Genomic DNA, 24579 nt, shown 5'->3' with positions numbered 1-24579 from the left:
ACAGGACAGCATCATGCAGAAGATACCGGTTTCGGTCGTCGTCATGACGAAGAACGAGGAACGCAATATCGCCAAGTGCCTGAAGGCGCTGGTCGACTTCGACGAGGTCTTCGTCGTGGATTCCAACAGCACGGACGCCACCTGCGCGATGGCCACGGCGCTGGGCGCGAAGGTGTCCAATTTCAATTGGAACGGCAAGTATCCGAAGAAAAAGCAGTGGTGCCTGGAGCAGCTGCCCTTTTCGCACCCGGTGGTGCTGTACGTCGACGCCGACGAGGAAATGACGCCCAAGCTGGCCGCCGAGATCCGCGAGGCGCTGCCGCGCTTCGCCGCCGGCGCCGGCGGCGCCTTCGTGCCGTTCGACTATGTGTTCTGCGGCAAGAAGCTGGAACACGGCCACCGCGTCTACAAGCTGGCGCTGCTGGCGCGCGGCCGCTCCCGCTTCCTGGACTACGACGACCTGGACGTGGCCCACATGTGGGAGGTGGAAGGACACTACCAGCCGCAGGTCCAGGGCGACACCTTCGCCCTGCGCCAGCGCATGGTGCACAACGACCACGACTCGCTCTTCCATTATTTCGACAAGCACAACCGCTATTCGGACTGGGAGGCCAACCTGCGCACCAAGGGCCTGATGAACGATCCGCGCGAAGCCAACGTCGGCGCGCGCGCGCTGCTCAAGCGCATCTTCCAGGCCATGCCGTTCAAGGCGCCGATTTCCTTCCTGCACTCTTACGTATTCAAGCTGGGCTTCCTGGACGGCAAGGCCGGCTACGACTATGCGGTGGCGCGCGCCATGTATTACTGGCAGATCCGGATCAAGACGGAGGAACTCCAGAAGGCGCGGCAGGCCAGCGCGGCCGCGGCGCGCGACGACGCCGTGGCGGGAGCGGCAAAATGAGCGCTCTCCAGCGTCTTGACCGCTTTGCGCTGGCCCCGGGCCAGCGCGGCCGCTCCGCCCTGACGGTGCAGCTGTGGTGGATGGTGCAGGGAACGCTGTTCCGCTGGTCGCCTCAAGTCGCTTACGGGTTCCGGCGCTGGCTGCTGCGCTGCTTCGGCGCCCGCGTCGGCCGCAAGGTACTGATCCGGCCCACGGCCACCGTGACCTACCCATGGAAGGTGGAGATCGGCGACTACGCCTGGATCGGCGACGACGCGGTCATCTACAGCCTGGGCCCGATCCAGATCGGCGCCCACGCGGTGGTCTCGCAGCGCAGCTATCTGTGCGCGGCCGACCATGACGCCGCCCAGCCCGAATTCCCCTTGCGCGAACGCGCCGTCCGCGTCGAGGAAGGCGCCTGGGTGGCGACCGACGTGTTCGTCGGCCCCGGCGTGACCATCGGGCGCGAGGCCGTGATCGGCGCGCGCAGCTCGGTGTTCCGCAACATGCCGCCCGCCATGGTGTGCCACGGCAATCCGTGCCGCCCCGTCCGCCCCCGCAAGGCGGGCGCGCCATGAAGATCCTCATCTACGGCATCAACTACGCGCCCGAGCTCACCGGCATCGGCAAGTACAGCGCCGAGATGGCCGAATGGCTGGCCGCGCGCGGGCATGAGGTCAGCGTCGTGACCGCCCCGCCGTACTACCCCCAATGGGAAGTGCAGCCCGGCTACCGCGCCGGCCGCTACGCCAGGGAAACGCGGCGCGGCGTCACGGTGCGGCGCGCGCCGCTGTGGGTGCCGGCCAGGCCGGGCGGCCTCAAGCGCCTGGTGCACCTGGCGAGCTTCGCCTTGTCCAGCCTGCCCTCCCTGCTGCGCGCCGCGGCCGGACGGCCCGACATCATCCTGGTGGTCGAGCCCGCCCTGTTCTGCGCGCCCGCCGCCTGGCTGGCGGCGCGGCTTTGCGGCGCCCGCGCCTGGCTGCACATCCAGGACTACGAAGTGGATGCCGCGTTCGAACTCGGATTGCTCAAGGGCGCCGGCCTGCGCGGCGCCGTGCGCCGCGCCGAACGCTGGCTGATGCGCCGCTTCGACCGCGTCTCCACGATCTCGAACCGCATGCTGGACCTGGCGCTGGCCAAGGGCGTGGACCCGGGGCGCGTGGTGCTGCTGCCCAACTGGATCGACGTGGATGCGATCGCGCCGGGCGAAGGCGGCGACTACCGCGCCGAACTGGGGATCCCGGAGAGCGCCATCGTTGCCTTGTACTCGGGGAACATGGGCGGCAAGCAGGGCCTGCAGACGCTGGCCGACGTGGCGCGGCGCCTCAGCCGCGAGCATCGCGTATGGTTCGTGTTCTGCGGCCAGGGGCCGGAGCGCGCGCCGCTGGAGGCCCAGTGCCAGGGCCTGCCCCGCGTCCGTTTCCTGGACCTGCAGCCGGCCGAGAGGCTGGGCGAACTGCTGAACACCGCCGACATCCACCTGCTGCCGCAACGCGCCGGCGCGGCCGACCTCGTCATGCCCTCCAAGCTGACCGGCATGCTGGCCAGCGGCCGGCCCGTAGTCTGCGGCGCCGCGCCCGGCACGGAACTGGCCGCCGTGGTGACGCGCTGCGGCCTCGTAACGCCGCCCGAGGATGGCGAGGCCATGGCCGAAGCGGTGCGAAAACTGAGCTACAACGCGCGCTTGCGCGATACCCTGGGCGTCGCCGCGCGCCAATATGCGCTGGCCCACCTGCACGTGGACACCGTGCTGGCCGCGGCCGAACGCGAATTCGCCGCGATCGCGGCTTCCAAGGGCAAGCCCGCGGGAGCCGGCGCCTGAGGGTCGTCGCGCTGCACCCATCCACCGCTGCCGCCGTTGCGCACCCGTCCCATCCGCACTGGGATGTAGGATGGGTGCAGCGCGAGAGTTCTTAAGCTAGAACATTGGTGTCCAGCGCGCGAAACCCATGCGGCCGCGAACGTATTCTCCCGCCGATGCCGGGGAGCGTCTGCCAGGGCCGTTCGCCACCGTCTGCACACGACCGCATGGGTTCCGCGCGTTGAATGGTTTCGTGCTTGCGCACCCGTCCCATCAGCATTGCGATGTAGGATGGGTGCAGCGCGAGAGTTCTTAAGCTAGAACATTGGTATCCAGCGCGCGAAACCCATGCGGCCGCGAACGTATTCTCCCGCCGATGCCGGGGAGCGTCCGCCAGGGCCGTTCGCCACCATCTGCACACGGCCGCATGGGTTCCGCGCGTTGAACGGTTTCGCACTTGCGCTCAGATTCTCGCGCTGCACCCATCCTACGGCTGCCATTGCGCGCCCGTCCCATCTGCATTGCAACGTAGGATGGGTGCAGCGCGAGAGTTCTTAAGCTAGAACGTTGCTATCCAGCGCGCGAAACCCATGCGGCCGCGAACATGTTTTCCCGCCGATGTCGGGGACCGTCTGCCGGGGCCGTTCGGCACCGTCTGCACACGACCGCATGGGTTCCGCGCGTTGAATGGTTTCGTGCTTGCGCCGAGACGCTCGCGCTGCACCCATCCTACGCGCTGTCGTTCGGCTCCGGGCGGGGCGTCGGCACGCTGCCGCCGTTGCGCACCAGTCCCATCTGCACCGCGATGTAGGCCGCCTCGGCCTGGTTGCGCGCGTTCAGCTTCCAGTAGAGGGTGCGCGCATGGCTTTTCACGGTGGCCACGGAGATGCCGACCTGTTCGCCGATTTCGCGCATGGTCTTGCCCTGCACCAGCAGTTGCAGGATCTCTTCCTGGCGCTGGGTCAGTTCACGCAGTTCCTGGGTGGGCGCATGCGCGGCGCCTGGCGGTCTGGCGACAGGTTGCGGATAGCATTCCCCGCCCGCCAGCACCAGGCTGACCGCGGCGGCCAGCGCGTCCGGATTGGAGGCCTTGGGCAGGTAGCCGGCGACGCCGGCCCGCGCACACGCGGCCATGACGCCCTGGTCCAGCACGGAGTACAGCACGAGCACCAGCCGGGGCATGAAGAACGCCATCGACTGAGACAGGAGCCCCACGTCCTGTTCCGCCAGGCCGCTGCAACCGACGACCAGCAATTCCACTGGGCGGTTGATCGAGCTGGACATATTGAGCAAATGCGCTGGCGAGATGGCAAGGATGTCGTCGGCGTTCCGCACACGCTCCAGCACATGCTGGATCGCGACACGAAGCAGAGCGTAGTCTTCGATCAGTACGGTTGTCATCCCGAGGGGAACCTTGTGACACACGGCCCATACACGGTTCCCATGACGCTGGCGCATCGCTGCCGCAACGGCAGTCTGACGACGCCATCGGCCTCACGGGAAGCTCGTCCACGCATCGGATCGCACTGGCGAGGCGGTGGTGGTTCGCCCTTTCGACCCATGCTTGCGGACACAACCCATGCTATCAGCGGCTACGTTCGCTGAATCTCGTTCAGGTGGATGAATGGTGGAGGAATGCCATTGCATTGCAACCGCCTCACTGCTATGTATGACGTAGCCACGATGGCTATGCGCGCACCCGGCAGCAACGGAACGGGCGTTCCCGGCTGCCGGGCAGGCTGCGCAACCCGCCACTTGCTATCCCACCTTGCGCCCATACATCTGCCCGGCGTCGACATCCCTGCCATTGGGTTCATGCCATTCCAGGGTCGCGCCGCGTTGCAGCGCCGCGTACACGGCTTCGCCCTTGTTCTTGACATGCAACCTTTGGTACAGCGTGCAAGCGTGCGTCTTGGCCGTGGCCACCGAAATGTTGAGCATCCTGCTGACCGTCTTGATCGGGTATCCCCGGGCCAGCAACACCAGCACTTCGTACTGGCGCGGCGTGATCTGCAACAGTTGCGCGCCGGCGCTGACCGGCATGGCGCCCTTGGCGGCGGCTTCCTCGGTATCCCGGGCCGGCAAGGCGCACACCGCTTGCGCGGGGGTCTGCAAGGCCTGTTCGCTGGGGAAGCATTGCCCCCCGGCCATGACCAGGCGGATGGCCGCCTCCAGGATTTCGACCGAAGCCGTCTTCATCAGGCATCCGTAGACGCTCGCGCCCGGCAGGCCCTGCACCGGCATCGGCAAGGGCATGACGTCCGTCAGGAGCAGGATCCGCTTGGGCGTCAGCACGCGCTGGATTTCATGCAGCGCGCTCCACGCTTCGTCGGTATCCACCGGCAAGCCATAAATGAGGAGATCGGCACCCGCATGCACGCCATCGGCCTTGGACACGTCCGCCAGGCCCATCCCCTCGATTTCCCACACATCATCCAACTTGCTAAGAATCTGCCACAACCCCAACCGCAGGAGCGGATGGGCTTCAATCAGGACCATCTTGGCCATGGTGTCCTCCCGGTTATAAGACGGGCCTAGAAGGGATCTTCGCTGTGCTGAAGACTATTTTTATCCAACCCTGCGGGGGTGGTCCGCAATATCCCGGAATATCTAATGAAGCCGAACCGGGGCGTTTGGGCTGGGAGACTTTGGTAGCCAACATAACGGATGGCATGGACCCATCTTATGGTTCGAAATTGGCAAAATCAAGACGTTTCGGGGCGATATAATCCGACAAAAACAGAAATCATTCGTTAGCCTTAATCACTATCGTAAATCCGGATGAGATGTTCCTTTCGTCCGTTCAGGCGCTAGGGTTTCCACCAAGAATTTCCGCCCTGCCGCCGCCCTCTCCCCTATGAGGAGAGCCTTGATTGGCGCGCCTTCCGGCGGAGACCCCAATTGTTACACCCATGAAAAAGCCGCGCCGGGGCATCTGCCTGACGCGGCAAGGAATTCTGTATTTCGGGGCTGATAGCTGTCTAGATGTTTCCGTTGACACATCCAGCCCGGGAGAGCTTTCCGTATTCGAAATATGGGTAACATTTTAATTTTTGCGCGGCCGGCATCATTTACTCCATATAGGCGAAGTCAAATACCGTATGCCCTCCCTGATGGTGCCAATGGTGCATTGAAGCATGACGCTTCCTCAAGAAGCTCGCATAGTGGATTTCGCCGTCCGTTTCCACGTAGGTGGAGGGCGAGAGCTCTTCGATCCGGTTGAGCGAAACGCCCTTGCCGTAGTGGCAGAAGCCCTGGTACTGGGCGCAGCGGATCACCTCTCCCCCAGGCGAGACAACGATTCCGGCGTTGCGGGCCCGCATCGGGTTGCGGACGATGGGGTTGCAGGCATGCGGCGTCCATTCGGTCGAGCGCGGCGAATCGGCGAAAAAGGCGAATAATTCGTCGCAGTGGCTTTGGCCGTCGGTGCGATCGATATTAGTTAATAACCACCAATAATCGCCGTGTTTGAAAATAATCGTATCCACCGCGGATATATTAGTCATCAGATTAACATCCAGCTCCCATTTGAGCGGAAAATCCGTGCATTTCCATAATTCTATACTGCGATTTCCGCAGGTCTCCGGCACCATGTATGTAACGCCCTCGTGCTCGAATATGTAGGGGAACGAGAGGTGGTAAGGCAGGTTCAGGGCCGTACCCAGCAGGCGGAAAGCCCCGTCGGAGTAGGTCGCAACCGAGATCGTGCCTTTTCGGGAATTAAAATCATAATCCTCGAAAAATATATATGGTTTTTTATCCTGGGTATATACGAAAGGGTCCGCGAAGAATCTACCCTTGGGAGGCTGCAATACCATGGCCTCGGATACCACCGCCTGCTGTCTGGCGGACGGAAACATGCCGATCCGCCAGCGCACGTTGCGTTTCATGACGCGGCGCACAACCAAATCCGACATTAACCACGCCTGACGCGCGATATATGCCGCGCTGTCCCACTCCACCGGATCCTCGCGCCGAGGGCCGCTCATGATCTGCATGCCGGGCGGCGCCGCTCCCTGCCGCAAGCGCGCCAGGGCCTGGAGCGCGTCGTAAACCATGAAATTCCCGAGGCTGAACGCGCGCGCCTGGTTTTTCAACCAGAACACTTCGGTATTGAAACTGCGCTGGTCCAGCAGTTCGTCTTCCTCGACCCGGGCGCCGACGCGCCAGAGCTTCACCGTCGTGTGGTCCTCGCGCTGGTAGACCTCCCAAAATCCCGCGTACCGGCTGGTCGCCACGGCGATATCGGAATAACTCAGTTGCCACACGCCCAATCGGGCCCAGCCCCCCATCTGTTCGCGCGTGGCCGGCGACGCGCCCAGCGTGATCACCAGGTCCAGCCCCAGCGCGGCGACTTCGTCCTGCGCATCGGCCGCGGCGGCCTGCGCGGCCATGGACACCACGGCGGTCGTCTCCGGCGGCAGGCCGTCGCGCAGATCGTGACAGGCCAGCATGGCGCGCTGCTTGGCCGGCAGCAGCCGGGCTTCCAGGCGCGACAGGGTGCCGAACAGGGCCTTCACGCCCAGGCGGGGCGGCCTGTCGTTGGGCGACCCCGTCATCACCAGCAGCGCGGCGATGCTGAAATCCTGGCTGTGCTGGAGCCACTCGACCATCTCATGCATCCAGCCGGGCTGCTCATACCCGTCAACCAGCAGTCCCACTCTGTAGGTCTTCATTTCACCTGCTCCTGTGTCGGGGCGAGTCCGCCTGCCCTGCCCGTACGGCGAACGGGCTAGCCAAGCATGGCGGTGTTGTCGGTGCTGCGCATTGCTTTCCTCGCGCTGATACTGCGGGCTTTTGCGCTTGTCTTCCAGACCACATTTATCCTAGAGCGCCAGCCCGAGGACAAAAGGCGCAAGGCCGGCCGGAAGGCCGAGAAATCCGCTCGTCCTCATGCATGGCGGCGCTCATCCTTGCGGACGAGGCGAAGCGGCGAAAGTGGGGTGCGGCGTTTCGCCGCATCGACGCTAGTGGTAAACCCTATTGGGGATAGCCGAGGCTCGCATCTCGTCCATCCCTCACGCATAATGGTTTTTAAACGAACGTTTGAATTCAACCTTATGCAAGAAATCAGCCCTCCCACTACCCGTGAAGTGATCCTGGATACGGCGGAATCCCTGTTCGCGCAGCAGGGACACGACGCGACGTCGATGCGGCAGATCACCAGCGCGGCCGGCGTGAACCTCGCGTCGGTGAACTACCACTTCGGCTCCAAGGAGTCACTCGTGCAGGCGGTGCTCAAACGCCGCCTCGCGGTGCTCAATCGCGAGCGCCTGCGGCTTTTGGACGAACTGGAGGCGCAAGCCGAAGGCAAGCCCCTGAAGCCGTCGCAGATCGTGGACGCCTTCTTCGGCACGCTGCTGCGCCTGGCCGCCGATCCGGCCCAGGCCGGCAGCACCTTCCTGCCGCTGCTGGAACGCACCATGACCGACCCTTCCGATTTCATCCGCGCGCTGTTCGCCGAGGAGTACGCGGACGTGCTGGAGCGCTACCGCAACGCGCTGTTCGCGGCGCTGCCCGACGTGCCCAAGGCGGAAATCATGTGGCGCTTCCAGTTCATGCTGGGCGCCACCTCGTACGCCATCATCGGCACCGACCTGCTGCGCTCCGTCACGGGCTGGACCATCGACGAAGCCGAGCAGCCCGACAACCCCGACCTGCTGCTGCCCCGCCTGATGAGCTTCCTGCTCGGCGGGCTGCGCTCCCCCCTGCCGCACGTGCCCTAGGGCCCCAAGCGGCAACGCGGCCCGCCGGCCGGAAACGAACACCATGGAGGCAAGACCATGAACGCAGTCATCCTCGCCCTGGCTCTCATCGTGCTGCTGGCGGCCGCCGCGCTGGCCTTGCGGCCCGTGCGCCGGGCCCTGCTGTCCGCGCCGATCTTCAACCTGTACCGCAAGGTGCTGCCGCAGATGTCGGACACCGAGCGCGACGCGCTGGAGGCCGGCACGGTGTGGTGGGAAGGCGAACTGTTCCGCGGCCGGCCCGACTGGAGCCGCCTGCTGGCCTATCCCCGCCCCAGCCTGACCGCGGAAGAACAGCGCTTCCTGGACAACCAGGCCGAAGAGGCCTGCCGCATGGTCGACGACTGGAGCGTCACGCAGGAGCGCCACGACCTGCCCGCGGAGGTCTGGGACTACCTCAAGGCCCAGGGCTTTCTCGGCATGATCATTCCCAAGGAATACGGCGGCCTGGCGTTCTCCGCCTACGCCCACTCGGAGATCGTCACCAAGCTGTCGACGCGCTCCTCCGCGCTCGCGGTGTCGGTCATGGTGCCGAATTCGCTCGGCCCCGCCGAACTGCTCCTGCACTACGGCACCGAGCAGCAGAAGCGCCACTACCTGCCGCGCCTGGCGCGCGGCGAGGAAGTGCCGGCCTTCGCGCTGACCAGCCCCTGGGCGGGTTCGGACGCTGCCGCCATCCCCGACAGCGGCATCGTGTGCAAGGGCGAATGGCAAGGCCGCGAAGTCATCGGCATGAAGGTCACCTGGGACAAGCGCTACATCACGCTGGCGCCCGTCTGCACCCTGCTGGGCCTGGCCTTCCGCCTGTACGACCCGGAGGGCCTGCTCGGCGGCAAGAAGGACCTGGGCATCACCTGCGCGCTGGTGCCGCACGACCATCCCGGCGTGGACACCGGCCGCCGCCATTTCCCGCTGAACGCGATGTTCATGAACGGCCCCACCCGCGGCACGGACGTGTTCATGCCGCTGGACTTCATCATCGGCGGCCCGGCCATGGCCGGACAGGGCTGGCGCATGCTGATGGAATGCCTGGCCGCGGGCCGCTCGATCTCGCTGCCCTCGTCCAACACCGGCATGTCCAAGCTGACGGCGCGCGCCGTAGGCGGCTACGCCCGCGTGCGCAGCCAGTTCCACACCGCCGTCGGCAAGTTCGAGGGCGTCGAGGAAGCGCTCGCCCGCATCGGCGGCAACACCTACATGATGGACGCCGCCCGCGCCATGACGGCCGGCGCGGTGGACCTCGGCGAGAAGCCCTCGGTCGTCTCCGCCATCGTCAAATACCACGTCACCGAACGGGCGCGCCAGGTCGTCAACGACGGCATGGACGTGATCGGCGGCAAGGGCATCTGCCTGGGCCCCTCCAACTTCCTCGGCCGGGCCTACCAGCAGATTCCCATCGGCATCACCGTCGAAGGCGCCAACATCCTCACGCGCAGCCTGATCATCTTCGGCCAGGGCGCGATCCGCTGCCACCCCTACGTGCTGGCGGAAATGCGGGCCGCGCAGTCGCCCGACCGCCGGCAGGGGCTGGACGATTTCGACCGCGCCTTCTGGGGCCACGCGGCCTTCGTCGCCCGCAACGCGCTGCGCGCCGCCGGGACCGCCCTGACGGGCGCGCGCCACGTTGGCGTGCACGCCGACGTGGCGCCCGACATGAAGCGCTACTACCAGTTGCTCAGCCGCTACAGCGCGGCGTTCGCGCTGCTCGCCGACACCGCGATGCTGGTGCTGGGCGGCAGCCTGAAACGGCGCGAGCGCCTGTCCGCGCGGCTGGGCGACATCCTCTCGCAGATGTACCTGATCAGCGCCACGCTCAAGCGCTTCGAGGACGAAGGCCGGCAGGCCGCCGATGCGCCGCTGGCGCACTGGTCGATCCAGGATGCGCTGTTCAAGCTGCAGCAGGCCTTCGACGGCGTGCTGGACAATCTTCCGAACCGGGCGCTGGCCTGGGTGCTGGCCCGCCTCGTCTTTCCCTGGGGCCGCCCCCAGGGGCAGCCGTCCGACCAGCTGGGCCAGGACGTGGCGCGGCTGCTGATCCAGCCCGGCGCCGCGCGCGACCGCCTGACCGCGGGCTGCCACCTGCCCGCCACCGACGCGGAACCGGTGGGCGCCATCGAGCAGGCGCTGGCCGCCACGCTGGACGCCGAGCCCATCGAAGCCAAGATCCGCGAACTCGAAAAGCGCGGCGCGCTGGAAGGCAATCCGCAGGCCAACGTGCGCGACATCGCCGATGCCGCCTTCGCGATCGGCGGAATCACCGCGGAAGAATATGCGGTGGTGAAACGCCGGAACCGCTTGCGCGATACCGTGGTGAAAGTGGATGATTTCGCCTTTGATTTCGGCGCCCAGGACCGCATGCATCCCGCGGCCGAACGCAAGGTCGCCTGAGGGAGGAAGTCGGATGGCATTCAAACCGGTTTACGTGGTCGACGGCCTCCGCACGCCTTTCCTGAAGGCGCGCACCGGGCCGGGCCCCTTCTCCGCCGGCGACCTCGCCGTGCAGGCCGGGCGCGCCCTGCTGCTGCGCCAACCCTTCGCACCCACGGACTTCGACGAGGTCATCGTGGGCTGCGCCGCGCCTTCCCCCGACGAAGTGAACATCGGCCGCGTGATCGCGCTGCGGCTGGGCTGCGGCAACAACGTGCCCGGCTGGACCGTGATGCGCAACTGCGCGTCGGGCATGCAGGCGCTGGATTCCGGCATCGCCAACATCCAGTCCGGCCGTTCGGAACTGGTGCTGGCGGGCGGCACGGACGCGCTGTCGCGGGCGCCGGTGTTGTTCTCGGACGACATGGTGCGCTGGCTGGCGGGCTGGTACGCGGCCCGCGGCATGGGCGCCAAGCTGGCCGCGCTGCGCCGGTTCCGGCTGCGCAACCTGGCGCCCGTCATCGGCCTGCTCAAAGGGCTGACGGACCCGGTGGTGGGCCTGTCCATGGGGCAGACCGCCGAAAATCTCGCGACCCGCTTCGGCATCGACCGCGCCGCCATGGACGCCTATGCGGCGCAGAGCCACCAGCGCGCGCTCGCGGCGCGCGCCGCGGGCGCCATGGGCGAGATCGCGCCCTTGATCGATACGCAAGGCCGCCTGTACCCTGAGGACGACGGCGTGCGCGCGGACTCCACGCCGGAAAAGCTGGCCAAGCTCAAACCCGTTTTCGACAAACCCTGGGGCAACATCACCGCGGGCAACAGTTCGCAGGTCACCGATGGCGCCGCCATGCTGGCGCTGGCCTCCGAAGAGGCCGTCCGCAAATGGAACCTGCGGCCGCTGGGCCGCATCGTGGACAGTCAGTGGGCCGGCCTCGACCCCGCGCAGATGGGCCTGGGGCCCGTGCACGCGGCCACCCCGATCCTGCAACGCCACGGCCTGGGCCTCAACGACCTGGACCTCTGGGAAATCAACGAGGCCTTCGCCGCGCAGGTGCTGGGCTGCCTCGCCGCCTGGCGCGACGAGGCCTATTGCCGGGAGCATCTCGGCACCCCGGCCTGGGGCGACCTCGATCCCGCCCGGCTCAACGTCGACGGCGGCGCGATCGCCATCGGGCATCCCGTGGGCGCATCGGGCGCGCGCATCGTGCTGCATCTGCTCGATGCCCTGAAGCGCCGCGGCGCCCGGCGCGGCATGGCCGCCATCTGCATCGGCGGCGGGCAAGGCGGCGCGATGCTGGTCGAAACCCTGGACGAGGACCGCCCATGACGACGATCGATACGCTTTCCCACTGGCGCCTGGAGCGCGATGCCGACGGCCTGGCCTGGCTCACGTTCGACCGCGCCGGCAGCGCCGTCAACGCGCTGTCGGCCGACACCCTGGCCGAATTCGCCGCGGTGCTGGACGCGCTGGACGCGGCGCCGCCCAAGGGCCTGATCATCCGGTCCGGCAAGGCGACGGGCTTCATCGTGGGCGCGGACGTCAACGAATTCGCCAGCCTGGATACCCCCGAGCAGGCGCGCGCGCTGGTCGCGCGCGGCTGGAATCTCTTCAGCCGCCTGGCCGCGCTGCGCTATCCCACGCTGGCGCTGATCGAGGGCCATTGCCTGGGCGGAGGGCTGGAGCTGGCGCTCGCCTGCCGCTACCGCCTGGTGGCGGACCAGCCCGGCACCTCGCTGGCGCTGCCCGAGGTGATGCTGGGCATTTTCCCCGGCTGGGGCGGCATGCTGCGCCTGCCCAGGCTGATCGGCGCGCCCGCGGCGCTCGACATGATGCTGACGGGCCGCGGCGCCGATGCGCGCCGCGCGGCGGCGCTGGGGCTGGCCGACGCCCGCGTTCCTCCGCGGTTGCTGCTGGCCGCCGCCCGCCAGACGGTGCTGTCGGGCAAGCCGGCGCGGCGCGCGCGGGGCCTGGGAGGCTGGGCCAACCGCTGGCCGCTGAAGGCCATCGTCGCCCAGCGCGCCCGCAAGCAGATCGCGGCCAAGGATCCCCAGGGCCACTACCCCGCCGCGTCCGCCATCGTCGACATCTGGGAACGGCACGGCGGCAACGCGCTGCAGGCGCCCGACGTGATCGACCGCATCCTATCCTCCGGCACCGCGCGCAACCTGTTGCGCGTGTTCCGCTTGCAGGAGCGCCTGAAGGCCAACGGCAAGCAGGCCGGCGCCGCGCCCGCGCGCCGCGTGCACGTGGTGGGCGCCGGCGTGATGGGCGGCGACATCGCGGCCTGGTGCGCGCTCAAGGGCCTGACCGTCACCCTGCAGGACCAGGACATGGGCCGCATCGCGCCCGCGCTGAAACGCGCGGCCGAGCTGTTCTCGCGCCGCCTGAAGGATCCGCGCCAGGCGCGCGCCGCGTTCGACCGCCTGATCCCCGATCCGGCGGGTGACGGCGTGCCGCTGGCCGACGTGCTGATCGAAGCCATCAGCGAACAGCCCGAGGCCAAGCGCGCGCTGTACCGCTCGCTGGAGCCGCGCATGAAGGCCGACGCCCTGCTCGCCACCAACACGTCCAGCCTGTCGCTCGAAACCCTGCGCGCGGGCCTGTCCCGCCCCGAGCGGCTGGTGGGCATCCACTTCTTCAATCCCGTGGCCAAGATGCCGCTGGTGGAAGTGGTGCACGCCGACGGCGACGCCGGCGAGGCGCAGGCCCGCGCCTGCGCCTTCGTAGGCCAGATCGACAAGCTGGCGCTGCCCGTGCGCAGCGCGCCCGGCTTCCTGGTCAACGCCGTGTTGGCGCCCTACATGCTGGAGGCCATGCGCAGCGTAGACGAAGGCCTGACGCCGCAGGCCGTGGACGCGGCGATGGTGGCCTTCGGCATGCCGATGGGGCCGCTGGAACTGGCGGACACGGTGGGCCTGGACATCGCTCGCGCCGCCGGCGAGGAGCTGGCCGGCGGCGCCGCGCCGCCCCATTGCCTGGCCGACCGGCTGGCGCGCGGCGACCTCGGCAAGAAAACCGGCCGGGGCTTCTACACCTGGCGCGACGGCAAGCCCGTCAAGCCCGAGGGCTCGCCGGCCGGCGCGCCGCCCGGACTGGCGCGGCGCCTGATCCAGCCCTTGATCGACGCCACGCGCCAGCGCGTGGACGCGGGCATCGTCGCCGACGCCGACCTGGCCGACGCGGGCGTGATTTTCGGAACCGGGTTCGCGCCTTTCACGGGCGGACCCTTGCATTACCAAGGCAGCGACAGGCCGGCGCCAGCCGGGCTGGCAGGACCCGCAGTGCAATAGAGGCATACATCCAATACGAGGAGGCAGTACCATGAGCAGACGTTCATTGTCCCTGAGCACCTTGTCGGTCTTCGTGGCCGGCCTGGGCGCAGCAACGGCAGCCCATTCGGCCGGCTTTCAGCTCCTTGAGCAGAACGCCAGCGGACTGGGCAACGCATACGCGGGCTCGGCGGCAAATCCGGAAAACGCCAGCATCATCTACTACAACCCGGCCGGCATGACCTACCTGCCGGGCTTCAACGTATCGGGCGGTGTCAACCTGATCAAGCCGTCCTTCAAGTTCAAGGACAACGGCAACAGCCGCAACCCCACCATCCCCGGCCTGCCCGGGGCCGGCCTGGGCGGCTCGATCCCCACCGGCGGCAACGGCGGCGACGCCGGCAACCTGGGCGTGGTGCCCAACCTCTACGCCTCCTGGCAGGTGAACGAACAGTGGTACCTGGGCCTGGGCATCGGCGCCCCCTTCGGCCTCATGACCGAATACGACGACGACTGGGTGGGCCAGTACCACTCCAACAAGTTCGACATCAAGACGATCAACATCAACCCCTCGGTCGCGTACAAGGTCAACGAACAGTTCTCGATGGGCTTCGGCCTGAACTGGCAGCACATCGACGCCAACTACAAGAAGAAGGCCGTGCTCCCCGTTCCCGGCATGGCGCTGGGCACCAACGGCGACGCCGACCTGAACCTCAAGGGCGACGCCTGGGGCTGGAACGTGGGCTTCATGCTGCAACCCACCGAAGACACCCGCATCGGCCTGTCCTACCGCTCCAAGATCAAGCACACGGCCAAGGGCGACACGGACATCGACAACATCTATCCGCGCGGCAACTCGGTCTCGTTCGACTCCAAGGCCACCGTGACCCTGCCCGACACCCTGGTGCTGAGCGGCGCGCACCAGCTGAACGAACGCTGGGAACTGCTGGGCGACATCTCGTGGACGGGCTGGAGCAGCATTCCGAGCCTGAAGATCCGCAATTCCGGCACCGGCGCGCGCGACGACGAGCTGCCGCTGAACTTCCGCGACACCTGGCGCGTCGCCGTGGGCGCCAACTACAAGTTCGCGCCCGACTGGAAGTGGAAGTTCGGCGTAGCCTTCGACCAGTCGCCCGTGTACAAGGAATCCGACCGCCCGACCTCGCTGCCCGACAATGACCGCTACTGGCTGTCGACCGGCGTTCAATGGCAGGCCACCAAGAACACGACGCTCGACGTGGGTTATACCTATCTGTATCTGCGCAAGACGGACATCGACACCACGTCCGGCAGCCAGCTGACCAAGGGCCGCGTCGCGGGCACCTACGACAGCAACGCCCACATCCTGGGCGTGCAGCTGTCGTCCCGCTTCTAGCCTTGCCCCGGACGGCGGGTCCGCCCGCCCTCCGCTCTTTCAGGAGACTTCCTTGAGCAAGTTCGTCGTCAAACACGTCGCCGTCCTGGGTGCCGGCGTCATGGGCGCGCAGATCGCCGCCCACCTGGCCAACGCCGGCGTGCCGGTCACGCTGTTCGACCTGGCCGCGCCCGAAGGCGACCGCAACGGCATCGTGAAGAAGGCGCTGGCCGGCCTGAGGAAACTGGAACCGGCGCCGCTGGCGGGCGCCGCGCGCCTGGCGCTGATCACGCCGGCGAACTACGACGACCACCTGGACCGGCTGCAAGGCTGCGACCTGGTCATCGAAGCCATCGCCGAACGCATGGACTGGAAGACCGCGCTGTACGAACGCATCGCGCCCCACGTCGCGCCCGGCGCCATCATCGCCTCGAATACTTCCGGCCTGTCGATCGACGCCCTGGCCCGCGCGCTGCCCGAAAGCCTGCGCGACCGCTTCTGCGGCATCCACTTTTTCAACCCGCCGCGCTACATGCGGCTGGTGGAGATCATCGCCACCCCGCACACCCGCCTCGCCGTGCTCGACCAGCTGGAAACCTGGCTGACGTCCAAGCTCGGCAAGGGCGTGGTCCGCGCGCTGGACACCCCCAACTTCGTGGCCAACCGCATCGGCGTGTTCTCCATCCTGGCCGCGATGCACCACACCGCCCGCCTCGGGCTGGGCTTCGACGAGGTCGACGCCCTGACCGGCCCCAGGATCGGCCGGCCCAAGAGCGCCACCTACCGCACCGCCGACGTGGTCGGGCTGGACACGCTGGCCCACGTGGTGGGCACCATGGAGAAGAACCTGCCGGACGACCCCTGGCATCGCTACTTCGCGCTGCCCGGCTGGCTGTCCGCCCTGATCGCCAAGGGCGCGCTGGGCCAGAAGAGCGGCGCGGGCGTCTACCGCAAGCAGGGCCGCGACATCCTGGTGCTGGACCTGAAGGCGCAGGATTACGTGCCCAGCGCGGGCAAGCTGTCCGATGAGGTCGCGGCCCTGCTCAAGGAACGCGACCCGGCGCGCCGATTCGCCGCGCTGCGCGCCAGCGAGCATCCCCAGGCCCAGTTCCTGTGGAGCCTGTTCCGCGACATCTTCCACTACAGCGCGGTGCAGCTGGAACACGTGGCGGATAACGCCCGCGACCTGGACCTGGCCATGCGCTGGGGCTTCGGCTGGGGGCAAGGGCCGTTTGAAACCTGGCAGGCCGCCGGCTGGCAAGGCATCGCCGCGGCCGTGGCCGAGGACATCGCGGCCGGCCGCAGCATGAGCGACGCCCCGCTGCCGGCCTGGGCGCTGGAGCCCGCGCGCCAGGGCGTGCATACGCCGGAAGGCTCGTATTCCGCCCGCACGGGCCAACTGCGTCCGCGCTCGGCCCTGCCGGTGTACCGCCGCCAGCTGTTTCCCGAGCGCCTGTACGGCGAGGGCGCGCCCGAACGCGGCGTCACGGTCTGGGAAAACGAGGGCGTGCGCCTGTGGCATCTGCCGCAGGTCGACGCCGGCATCGCCATCCTGTCGGTCACGTCCCGCAATCACACGCTGGGCGCCGAAGTGCTCGACGGCATCCTGGAATCGGTGGCCAAGGCCGAACGCGAATTCGACGGCTTGGTGATCTGGCACGACGCGCCCTTCGCCGTCGGCGCGAATCTCCAGCAGGTGGCCGAGGCCTGCGCCGCCGGCCAATGGGAAATGCTGGAAGCCACGGTCGAGAAGTTCCAGCGCACCTCGCTCTCGTTCAAGTATGCGCAGATCCCGACCGTCGCCGCCGTGCAGGGCATGGCGTTGGGCGGCGGCTGCGAATTCCTGATGCACGCCTCGCACCGGGTGCTGGCGCTGGAAAGCTATATCGGCCTGGTCGAGGCCGGCGTGGGGCTGATCCCGGCCGGCGGCGGCAGCAAGGAATTCGCCGCCCGCGCCGCCGTGCTGGCGGCCCGCACGGCCACGCCGGGCGAGGTCTTCCCCTACCTGCAACCGGTCTTCCAGAACATCGCCACGGCCCAGGTCGCCAAGAGCGCGCTGGAAGCCGTCGCGGCGGGCTTCGCCCGCGAGCACGACGTGGTGGTGTTCCATCCCGACGAGCTGCTGTTCGTCGCCATCAGCCAGGCGCGCGCCGCGGCCGAGGCCGGCTATGCGCCGCCGCCGCGCCTGCGCGACGTGCCGGTGGCCGGCCGCAACGGCATCGCCAACTTCGAAATGGTGCTGGTCAACATGCGCGAAGGCGGCATGATCAGCGCGCACGACTACCGGGTGGCGCGCAGCGCGGCCGTCGCCTTGTGCGGCGGCGAGGTCGACACCGGCGCGAAGGTGGATGAGGAATGGCTGCTGGCCGTGGAGCGCAAGGAGTTCGTGGCGCTGCTGCGCACGCCCGAAACCCAGGCACGCATCCGCCATACGCTGGACACGGGCAAGCCATTGCGGAATTAGGGGCTCCCCCCCGCAGCGCCTGCGGCGCTTCCCCCCCGGGGGGGCGCCGGTGGCGGACCGGCGGAGCCGGATCCGCGCGGCCTGGATTAGGGAAGACCGCGGCATGCGGGAGTGTTATGTCCTGTGGACACATGAGGAAATGAATATGAGCACGCAGATTCAAGACGCCTACATCGTCGCCGCCACGCGCCTGCCGGTGGGCAAGCGCAACGGCGCCTACGCCACCACCCGGCCCGACGACATGCTGGCCGCGGCGCTGAACGGCGCGCTGGCGCAGGTGCCGGGGCTGGACCATGCCCGCATCGAAGACGTGATCGCCGGCTGCGCCATGCCGGAGGCCGAGCAGGGCATGAACGTGGCCCGCATCGGCCTGTTGCTTGCCGGCCTGCCGCAAAGCGTGGCCGGGGTCACCGTGAACCGCTTCTGCGCCTCGGGGCTGCAGGCGGTGGCGGACGCCGCCGCGCGCATCCGCATGGGCGAGGCCGACATCATGATCGGCGCGGGCACCGAGTCCATGAGCGCGATGCCGCAGATCATGGGCAACAAGGTATCGATGAACCCGGCCATCTTCGCGCATGAAGAGAACCTCGGCATGGCGTTCGGCATGGGCCTGACGGGCGAAAAGGTCGCCGAACGCTGGAAGGTCTCGCGCGAGGACCAGGACGCCTTCGCCCTGGCGTCGCACCAGAAGGCCTGCGCCGCCATCGCCGCCGGGCATTTCCGCGCCGAGACCACGCCTTACGAAGTGGTCTCGCACCTGCCCGATGGCGCCAGCGGCGCGGTGCGCGTCGCGCGCCGCCTGGTGGAGGTGGACGAAGGCCCGCGGCCGGACAGCAGCATGGAGGCCCTGGCCCGGCTCAAGCCGGTGTTCGCCGCGCGCGGCAGCGTCACCGCCGGCAACAGCTCACAGATGTCGGACGGCGCCGCCGCCGTGATCCTGGTGTCCGAACGGATCCTGCGCGAGTTCAACCTGAGCCCGCTGGCGCGCTTCGCCGGCTTCGCGGTGGCCGGCGTGCCGCCCGAGATCATGGGCATCGGCCCGGTCGCGGCGATCCCCAAGGTGCTGGCGCGCGCCGGCATCGCCCAGGACGACCTGGACTGGATCGAACTGAACGAAGCCTTCGCCGCCCAGTCCCTGGCCGTCATCCGCGAACTCAAACTCGATCCGGCCAAGGTCAACCCGCTGGGCGGCGCCATCGCGCTGGGCCATCCGCTGGGCGCCACCGGCGCGATCCGCACGGCCACCATCACCCACGGCCTGCGCCGCACCGGCGGCAAGTACGGCCTGGTGACCATGTGCATCGGCACCGGCATGGGCGCCGCGGGCCTGTTCGAAGCCATGTAGGCGGCGCGGCGGCAGCATGAAGCCCTATTGGTTCAAGAGCCTGTCGCCGCAGTGGCGCGCGCGCCTGATGCGGGTGGGATTCAACCTGCATCCGGCGTTTCGCGCCACCGGCGGCCGCGTGATGCTGGTGTCGCCGGATTTCCAGCACATCCGCATCAAGCTGCCGCTGCTGCGCCGCACCCGCAACATCGTGGGGTCCATGTACGGCGGCTCGCTGTTCGCGGTGACCGACGGCGCCCATCCCACCATGCTCATGGCCGCGCTGGGCGCGGACCACGTCGTCTGGGACAAGGCGGCATCCATCCGCTACCGCAAGCCCGCGTACGCAACCCTGTACGCCGACTTCCGCCTGCCAACCGGCGAAATCGCCGAGATCCGCCGGATCCTGGCGCGCCAGCACGAGACCACCCGCGACTACACGGTGGAACTCAAGGACAAGGACGGCGTCGTCTATGCCGTCGTGGAGCGCACGATCTACATCGCGGACAAGGCGTTCTACAAGCAGAAGAACACAGGAGGAGACAAATGCCCTGCCCCCCCGGAGGACGATCCGCCGCCCTGAGCCTGGCGCTGGCGGCCTGCCTGGCCGCCGGCCCCGCCCCAGCGGCCGACCTGCAGATCGCCGGCGCGAGCGTGCCCGCCACCGTGTCGTCGGGCGGGCAGGCGCTGGTGCTCAATGGCGCCGGCGTGCGCACGAAAGTCATCGTCAAGGTCTATGTGGCCGCGCTGTACGCCACCGAAAAAAACAGCGACGCGGCCGCGCTGATCGACAGCGACCAGCCCCGCCGCCTGCGCCTGCGACTGCTGCGCGACGTGGACGGCAAAACCCTGGACGAGGCCCTCCAGGACGGTTTGCGCGACAATACCCCGGCGCGCGAGCTCGCCGCCCTGCAAGCGCCGGCGCAACGCCTGTCCGCCCTGATGGCGGAAATCGGCACGGTCCGCGAAGGCGACGTGATCGACCTGGACTTCGATGCCCGGGGCGTTTCGGTGGCCGGCAACGGCCAACCGCGAGGCCGCATCGACGACCCCGTTTTCGCCCGCGCCCTGTTGCGCGTCTGGCTGGGCGACAAGCCCGCGCAGGCCTCACTGAAGAAAGCCCTCTTGGGCAACTAGAGCCTGTCAACACTAAAAGGAGCCTCGCATGAGTACCCAGATGGGCGACTATCAAGGCGCGAAGCGCAGTCGTGGCGGGACCACGGCGAGCCTTCGCAACGCAGAGAGGCGCCCGATTACGGGCCTGTGCAAGGTTCCTTTTAGTGTTAACAGGCCCTAACGACGATGGAACGAATCTGGCAGAAAAGCTACCCTCCCGGCGTGCCCGCGGAAATCGAGATGGATGGCGTAACGACGCTGGTCTCGGTCGTGCGCGACAGCTGCCGGCGCTACGCCGACAAGACCGCGTACATCAGCATGGGCAAATCGATCCGCTACGCGGAGCTCGACCGCCTGACCCGCGACTTCGCGGCATGGCTGCACGCCAACGGCCTGGGGCACGGCGACCGCGTCGCGCTCATGATGCCCAACCTGCTGCAATACCCCGTGTGCCTGTTCGGCGCCCTGCGCGCCGGCTGCGTGGTCGTCAACTGCAACCCGCTCTATACCGCGCATGAACTCCAGCACCAGCTGGCCGATTCCGGCGCCCGCGCCATCGTGGTCGCGGACAACTTTGCCGCCACCCTGCAAAACGCGCTGGCCGGCACCGCGGTGGAGCGCGTGGTGGTGACCTCCATCGGCGAACTGCTGGGCCCGGTCAAGGGGCGCCTGGTGGACTTCGTGGTCCGCCGCGTCAAGCGCCTGGTGCCCGCGTGGTCCCTGCCCCGCAGCATCCGGCTGCGCGACGCCCTGCGCGCGGGGCGCGCCGCGCCCTTCGCCGAGGTGGATCTCGACCAGCGCGACCTGGCCTGCCTGCAGTACACGGGCGGCACCACGGGCGTGGCCAAGGCCGCCATGCTGACCCACGGCAACCTGGTGGCGAACCTGAGCCAGGCCTATGCCTGGGTGCGGCCCCTGGTGACCGAAGGCCGGGAGTGCATCGTGACGGCCTTGCCGCTGTATCACATCTTCGCGCTCACGGCGAACTGCCTCACCTTCATGAAGATGGGCGCGAGCAACCTGCTCATCCTCAACCCGCGCGACATCCCCGGGCTGATCAAGGAAATGCGCAAGGTGCCGTTTTCCGCGTTCACCGGCGTCAACACGCTCTTCAACGCGCTGCTCAACCACCCCGACTTCGCGCGCCTGGACTTCTCCCGGCTGCGGCTCACCATGGGCGGCGGCATGGCGGTGCAGCGTTCCGTGGCCGACCGCTGGCAGGCCGTGACCGGCCGCTCGCTCGCGCAGGCCTATGGGCTCACCGAAACCTCGCCCGCCGTCACCATCAATCCGCTGGACGTGAAGGTCTTCACCGGATCCATCGGCCTGCCCGTGCCGTCCACCGAACTCTCCATCCGCGACGACGAAGGCCGGGAACTGGGCGTGGGCGAAAGCGGGGAGATCTGCGTGCGCGGCCCGCAGGTCACGCAAGGCTACTGGAAGCGCCCCGATGAAACCGCGCTGGTGCTGTACGCGGACGGTTTCCTGCGCACCGGCGACATCGGCTACGTGGACGAAAACGGCTACGTGTTCCTGGTCGACCGCAAGAAAGACATGATCCTGGTGTCGGGCTTCAACGTGTACCCCAACGAGGTCGAGGACGTCGCCGCCCTGCACCCGGGCGTGAAGGAGGTGGCCGCGGTCGGCGTGCCCGACGAGCGCTCCGGCGAGGCCGTCAAGCTCTACGTCATCCGCAAGGATCCCGGCCTGGACGCCGAGACCCTGATCGCCCACTGCCGCAAGCAGCTGACCGGCTACAAGGTGCCGCGCTACGTCGAATTCCGCGACGACCTGCCGCGCACCAACGTCGGCAAGATCCTGCGCCGGGAACTCAAGCCCGCCGCGCCGCCCGCCGAACCGGCGCGGTCCCCCGCCAGGCCCTGAACGGGCATCTGTCGCGCCGCGCCAACAATCGGCGACGGAACCCCGGCGCTCCGCCCGCCGCCGCCAAGCCGCTGATAGCACGGCGCTTTTTCGGCTCGCGGCGCGGCCGCCCGCCCTGCCCCGCAGGGCTTTCTTACATCTGGGATCGGCCCGTATCCTGACAGCCGCCGGTGAATCAATTAATAATAATTATCGTTGTTATTCGTATATTTAATTGAAAGCCGGTCGCCCCGCGGCCGCTGGGGAGATCTCTTGAAACGCCATTCCTATCCGGCCGCCCGGCCGGCGCGGCCGCTGGCCCTGTTGCCCATCGCCGCCGCGCTGGCCGCCTGCCTGGGCGCCGCCGCTCAGGCCCAGACCGCCGAACCCGCCACCATCCTGCCCGCCGTGCAGGTCACCGGCACGGGCGAAACCGCCACCGGCCCGGTCGAAGGCTACGTGGCCACGCGCAGCGCCGCCGGCACCAAGACCGACACCCCGCTGTCGGAAACGCCCCAGGCCATCACCGTGATCCCCCGCGACCAGATCGTGGACCAGGGCGCGCAGAACATCCAGGACACCATGAACTATGCCGCCGGAGTGCGGCCGAACGCCTACGGCGTGGACAACCGCGCCGACTACGTCCGCATCCGCGGCGTCGAGCCGGTCCAGTACCTGGACGGGCTGCGCCAGTATTTCAGCTTCAACAATCCGCGCACCGAGGTGTATGCGATGGAACGCGTGGAAGTGCTGCGCGGCCCCTCGTCGATGCTGTACGGACAGGGCAGTACCGGCGGCATCGTCAACCTGGTCAGCAAGCGGCCCCTGGAGGAAAGGCAGGGCGAGATCGGCGTGGTGCTGGGCAACCACGACCGCCGCGAGATCCAGGCCGACCTGACCGGCCCGGCCAGCGAGGACGGGCAGTGGCTGTACCGCGTCATCGCCGTGGGGCGCGATAGCGACACGCAAGTGCAGTACGCGCCGGACGACCGCCTGATGCTGGCCCCCTCGCTGACCTGGCGCCCCAGCGCCGCCACCTCGCTGACGTTCCAGGCCACCTGGCAGAAGGACCGCGCCGGCACCACGCAATCGTTCCTGCCGTGGAGCGGCTCGGTGCAGGAGAACCCCAACGGCCGCATCCCGACGCGGCGCTTCGCCAGCGAACCCGGCTTCGACGCCTACGACACCGAGCAGTTCAGCGTGGGCTGGCTGTTCGAGCACCGGTTCAACGACACCTGGAAAGTCCGCCAGAATTTCCGCAACACGGTCAGCAGCGTCGACTACAAGACGCTTTATCCCAACGTCTACGGGGCGCGCCGCGGCGATTCCTACATCGATCCCGAGCAGACCACCGTCGACCGCATCTTCTACGTCAACAAGCCGCGCATGCGCACCCTGCTGGCCGACCAGAACCTCGAAGGCAAGCTGAACTGGGGCCGCACCGAGCACACGGTGATCTTCGGCATGGACTACTCGCGCTACCGCGAAACCAGCAAGACGGCCGGCGGCGCCGGCTCGCCGCTCAACCTGTTCCATCCCGAGTACGGCAACGTGCCCGCTTACGAGCTGTCCGACACGCCCAAGCAAAACCAGCAACAGCTGGGCTTCTATGCGCAGGACCAGATCAAGTTCGACCGCAACTGGATCTTCCTGGCGGGCATCCGCCGCGACCGCGCCGACAGCACCACCGAAGGCCAGGACCGGGAAACGGACCTGGCCACGACCAAGCGCTTCGGCCTGATGTATGCCGCCGACAACGGCTGGTCGCCCTATCTCAGCTACAGCGAATCGTTCACCCCGATCGCCGGCGCCGACTTCTATAACCAGCGCTGGAAGCCGATGCGTGGCAAGCAGGTGGAAGCCGGGATCAAGTACATGCCGAAGGACGCCGACATCGAGTTCACCGCGGCCGCCTACGACCTGCGCGAGAAGAACCGCCAGACCAACGACCCGAACAACCCCAACAACCAGCTGCAGGCCGGCAAGACGCGCACGCGCGGCGTGGAACTGGAGCTGCGCGGCCGCGTCACCAAGGAGCTGGACGTGATCGCCAACTACATCTACACGGATCTGGACCCGCAGCTGGAGGCGCAGCCCAAGCACATGGCGTCCCTGTGGGGGAAATACCGTTTCGCGCTGGCCGGCCAGCCCGGCTTCGCGGTGGGCGCGGGCGCGCGCTACTTGTCGGCCTTCCGCGACGGCGGCGCGCCCGAAACGCCCGCCGTCACGTTGTTCGACGCCATGCTCAGCTACGACAACGGGCCGTGGCGCTATGCCCTCAACGTGAACAACATCGCCGACCGCACCTACGAGGTGGTCTGCCTGGACCGCGGCGACTGCTTCTACGGCGCGCGCCGCACGGTCATGCTCAGCGGCGCCTACCGCTTCTAGCA

General features: G+C 67.9%; 17 protein-coding genes. 14 read left to right on the top strand and 3 right to left on the bottom strand.

Translation table 11 applies throughout. The features are described 5' to 3' along the window. Nucleotides 1-13 precede the first annotated feature (13 nt). From ADE01S_RS23180 to ADE01S_RS23170, 3 genes are read left to right on the top strand one after another with little or no spacing between them, the layout of a single operon-like run. Nucleotides 14-901, top strand: a complete 888-nt coding sequence (locus ADE01S_RS23180) for a glycosyltransferase family 2 protein (protein ID WP_062684097.1) — start codon at nucleotides 14-16, stop codon at nucleotides 899-901. After that, nucleotides 898-1458: a putative colanic acid biosynthesis acetyltransferase gene (locus tag ADE01S_RS23175; RefSeq protein ID WP_062684096.1), complete on the top strand. Its 561-nt coding sequence runs from the start codon at nucleotides 898-900 to the stop codon at nucleotides 1456-1458. The genes ADE01S_RS23180 and ADE01S_RS23175 overlap by 4 nt, the downstream gene beginning before the upstream one ends. Next, entirely contained in the window at nucleotides 1455-2702 is a 1248-nt protein-coding gene (locus ADE01S_RS23170; RefSeq protein ID WP_062684107.1) for a glycosyltransferase WbuB, read from the top strand. The genes ADE01S_RS23175 and ADE01S_RS23170 overlap by 4 nt, the downstream gene beginning before the upstream one ends. Nucleotides 2703-3410: 708 nt before the next feature. Here the strand turns inward: ADE01S_RS23170 and ADE01S_RS23165 are convergent. The 3 genes from ADE01S_RS23165 to ADE01S_RS23155 form a co-directional block, all read right to left on the bottom strand. Next, nucleotides 3411-4082, bottom strand: coding sequence for a helix-turn-helix transcriptional regulator (locus ADE01S_RS23165; protein ID WP_062684095.1), 672 nt, complete (start codon nucleotides 4080-4082; stop codon nucleotides 3411-3413). Between the two features lie 357 nt (nucleotides 4083-4439). After that, entirely contained in the window at nucleotides 4440-5189 is a 750-nt protein-coding gene (locus ADE01S_RS23160) for a helix-turn-helix transcriptional regulator (protein WP_062684094.1), read from the bottom strand. A gap of 563 nt (nucleotides 5190-5752) precedes the next feature. Continuing rightward, a complete protein-coding gene (locus tag ADE01S_RS23155; protein WP_062684093.1) occupies nucleotides 5753-7357 on the bottom strand; it encodes a glucosamine inositolphosphorylceramide transferase family protein in 1605 nt (534 codons plus the stop codon). Nucleotides 7358-7741: 384 nt separating this feature from the next. Here ADE01S_RS23155 and ADE01S_RS32190 point away from each other — a divergent pair, with 384 nt between their 5' ends. The 11 genes from ADE01S_RS32190 to ADE01S_RS23100 all read left to right on the top strand — a co-directional run bounded on the left by ADE01S_RS32190 (nucleotide 7742) and on the right by ADE01S_RS23100 (nucleotide 24577). Beyond that, nucleotides 7742-8407: a TetR/AcrR family transcriptional regulator gene (locus ADE01S_RS32190; protein WP_062684092.1), complete on the top strand. Its 666-nt coding sequence runs from the start codon at nucleotides 7742-7744 to the stop codon at nucleotides 8405-8407. A gap of 57 nt (nucleotides 8408-8464) precedes the next feature. Continuing rightward, entirely contained in the window at nucleotides 8465-10813 is a 2349-nt protein-coding gene (locus tag ADE01S_RS23145) for an acyl-CoA dehydrogenase (RefSeq protein ID WP_062684091.1), read from the top strand. Nucleotides 10814-10826: 13 nt separating this feature from the next. Beyond that, nucleotides 10827-12122 carry an acetyl-CoA C-acetyltransferase gene (locus ADE01S_RS23140; protein WP_062684090.1) on the top strand — a complete coding sequence of 432 codons (1296 nt, stop codon included), beginning with the start codon at nucleotides 10827-10829 and terminating at the stop codon, nucleotides 12120-12122. Beyond that, nucleotides 12119-14086: a 3-hydroxyacyl-CoA dehydrogenase NAD-binding domain-containing protein gene (locus tag ADE01S_RS23135; protein WP_062684089.1), complete on the top strand. Its 1968-nt coding sequence runs from the start codon at nucleotides 12119-12121 to the stop codon at nucleotides 14084-14086. Before ADE01S_RS23140 ends, ADE01S_RS23135 begins: the two co-directional genes overlap by 4 nt. A 31-nt stretch (nucleotides 14087-14117) precedes the next feature. Then, the gene (locus ADE01S_RS23130) at nucleotides 14118-15440 is read left to right on the top strand and encodes an OmpP1/FadL family transporter (protein WP_062684088.1); all 1323 of its coding nucleotides are present in this window, start codon (nucleotides 14118-14120) and stop codon (nucleotides 15438-15440) included. Between the two features lie 52 nt (nucleotides 15441-15492). Beyond that, nucleotides 15493-17883, top strand: a complete 2391-nt coding sequence (locus tag ADE01S_RS23125; RefSeq protein ID WP_062684087.1) for a 3-hydroxyacyl-CoA dehydrogenase/enoyl-CoA hydratase family protein — start codon at nucleotides 15493-15495, stop codon at nucleotides 17881-17883. Between the two features lie 145 nt (nucleotides 17884-18028). Beyond that, nucleotides 18029-19228, top strand: a complete 1200-nt coding sequence (locus ADE01S_RS23120; protein ID WP_062684086.1) for an acetyl-CoA C-acyltransferase — start codon at nucleotides 18029-18031, stop codon at nucleotides 19226-19228. Nucleotides 19229-19244: 16 nt separating this feature from the next. Then, entirely contained in the window at nucleotides 19245-19790 is a 546-nt protein-coding gene (locus ADE01S_RS23115) for a DUF4442 domain-containing protein (RefSeq protein ID WP_062684085.1), read from the top strand. Continuing rightward, a complete protein-coding gene (locus ADE01S_RS23110; protein WP_062684084.1) occupies nucleotides 19754-20344 on the top strand; it encodes a chalcone isomerase family protein in 591 nt (196 codons plus the stop codon). The genes ADE01S_RS23115 and ADE01S_RS23110 overlap by 37 nt, the downstream gene beginning before the upstream one ends. A gap of 165 nt (nucleotides 20345-20509) precedes the next feature. Continuing rightward, entirely contained in the window at nucleotides 20510-22207 is a 1698-nt protein-coding gene (locus ADE01S_RS23105) for an AMP-binding protein (protein WP_062684083.1), read from the top strand. Nucleotides 22208-22459: 252 nt separating this feature from the next. Beyond that, nucleotides 22460-24577, top strand: a complete 2118-nt coding sequence (locus ADE01S_RS23100) for a TonB-dependent siderophore receptor (RefSeq protein ID WP_062684082.1) — start codon at nucleotides 22460-22462, stop codon at nucleotides 24575-24577. The last annotated feature ends 2 nt before the right edge of the window (nucleotides 24578-24579 follow it).

The sequence above is a fragment of the Achromobacter denitrificans NBRC 15125 genome, from assembly GCF_001571365.1.
Lineage (GTDB): Bacteria > Pseudomonadota > Gammaproteobacteria > Burkholderiales > Burkholderiaceae_B > Achromobacter > Achromobacter denitrificans.
The sequence above is the reverse complement of the archived record's forward strand: the minus strand, read 5'-3'. Positions and strand labels throughout refer to the sequence as shown.